General features: G+C 62.3%; 3 protein-coding genes. All 3 read left to right on the top strand.

The window, feature by feature from the left end:
* Positions 1 to 207: hypothetical protein (locus ACH4F2_RS35950; protein WP_398136802.1), on the top strand; the 207-nt coding region annotated here is incomplete at its 5' end.
* Positions 204 to 716 (top strand): dual specificity protein phosphatase family protein, encoded by a 513-nt coding sequence (locus ACH4F2_RS35945; protein ID WP_353798896.1) that lies wholly within the window; start codon positions 204 to 206, stop codon positions 714 to 716. The genes ACH4F2_RS35950 and ACH4F2_RS35945, both read left to right, overlap by 4 nt.
* 1 nt (position 717) lies before the next feature.
* Positions 718 to 1,778, top strand: a 1,061-nt coding sequence (locus tag ACH4F2_RS35940) for a hypothetical protein (RefSeq protein WP_398136801.1), incomplete at its 3' end; no start/stop codon positions are given.

Below are 1,778 nucleotides of genomic sequence, written 5' to 3'. Positions count from 1 at the left end.
CTGTGGGCGTTCGGATGCTCGGGCGGAACCCATGGCGGCAGCTTCATCGAAGCTCTGATCAGGGCAATCCAGCGTGCCGACCCACACAACGCTGACCGGCTCGCAATCGTCTATCCCGGATACGTTTCCGCGATCCGGATCGTGCAAGGGTCGGAAACCGGCGTCTCCACGCTGCAGTCCATCGCGGCGACAGCGGTGCGGCGATGACCGACGCAACCCAGGACCCCACACGGATCGACATCGACGTCGACCCGACCACACAACGCCTCAGTGGAATCGCGGCACACGGGATGATGGACTTCGATGTTCCGTACGTGTCCCAACTCGAGGGCAACCTGTGGCAGGGCGGCTGCGAAAACGGGCTGATCCTGCCTACATTCTTCAAACATGTTGTCTCCCTATATCCGTGGGAGGCATACACCGTCACTCACACCCTCGACAGTTTCGTCAAAGTACGCATGTACGACCACGAGAGCCAAGGATTCGATCAGGTCGACGCCCTCGCCGCATGGGTGAACGTCTGCCGTCGATCCGGACCGATCCTGGTTCATTGCCAAGCCGGCCTGAACCGCTCCTCCCTCATCGCGGGCCGCGCCCTCATCCTCGACGGAATGACACCCGCTGATGCGATCGCACTGATTCGAGACAAAAGATCCCCAGCCTGCCTGTGCAACCCGGTCTTCGAACAATGGCTCCTCCACGGAACGGAAAAATGAGATGACAACGAACCAGTCCGATTGCAGCGCGGTCCAGGTTTCCTCAGCGGACGTCGTGACGCCGGTAGCGAAGGCATACATCGACAGCCTGCACCGATCGGGGTTGACCCACAACAACTGGGCCAACCTTCCCAGCGCCCAGCGATCTGAGATACGCCACGGAATGCAGGCGGTCGTCGAGTTCCTTACCTCCGTCGGCCGTCTCGTCCCCGTCGGCGGTATAGCACTCATGCCCGAACAGTGGGCGCACTACCGGCGAATGGCAGCGGACCCGCGTTTCGCCGAATTGTCGCGGGATGCGCTCGGCGTGATGAAGTGGCCCGAGAATCCGCTACTGCCACCTGCCCTGTTCCCAGCAGCCGAACCCGCCGACAAGGCAGCGGACTTCATCGACATCGTGTTTGACGGACCGCCCGCTGCCCAATCAGGTCGATTCGTGGAGGTTGAGAATCCTTCGGGCGCAAGCATCAAAGTTGGAGAGTGGATCGAACGCGACGGCGGGCGCTGGGCGCTGCGCATCAGGTCCGACGAACCGCACCTCGAAGTGTCCGACCGAGTAAATCCCGAGGCCGGCCACATCCTCGACGGACTGATCGACTGCCAAAAGGGCCACATCCTCACCACCGAGGAGATGACGGATGTGCGGACCCTGTTCCTGAAGGGGTCGACTGTCGATCCGGAGTTTCATCGAGCGAAGGAAAGGCTCCGGCCCGTGCTGTTCCCGGAAACCGAACCCGCCGAGCCTGTCGTCCCCAACCCCGAGCATCCGTACTTCGTGTGGGAACAGGGCTATCAGGCCGCAGTGACCGACAGCGATGCTGGCGTGGACGGAACACGCGGCAATGCGTACACCAGCAATCCGTACTCGCTGGGTGAGTCAGAGCCGGATCCGGCAACCGAACCCGCCGAGGAAGTGAAGCCGATCGGTTGGTACCGGGCGATGACCCGGAAGTTCGCCACCGCGCACTTCGGCTTCCCGGAAGTGACTGGCCTGTTTGAACGGACCCACACCGCATCGGATGGTGGTGTGTGGGGCTACTGCGGCGGCGAGTGGGAGTTGCG

The organism is Streptomyces sp. NPDC017890 (assembly GCF_044328675.1).
Taxonomy (GTDB): Bacteria; Actinomycetota; Actinomycetes; order Streptomycetales; family Streptomycetaceae; genus Streptomyces.
This window is presented reverse-complemented; position numbering and strand designations above follow the sequence as displayed.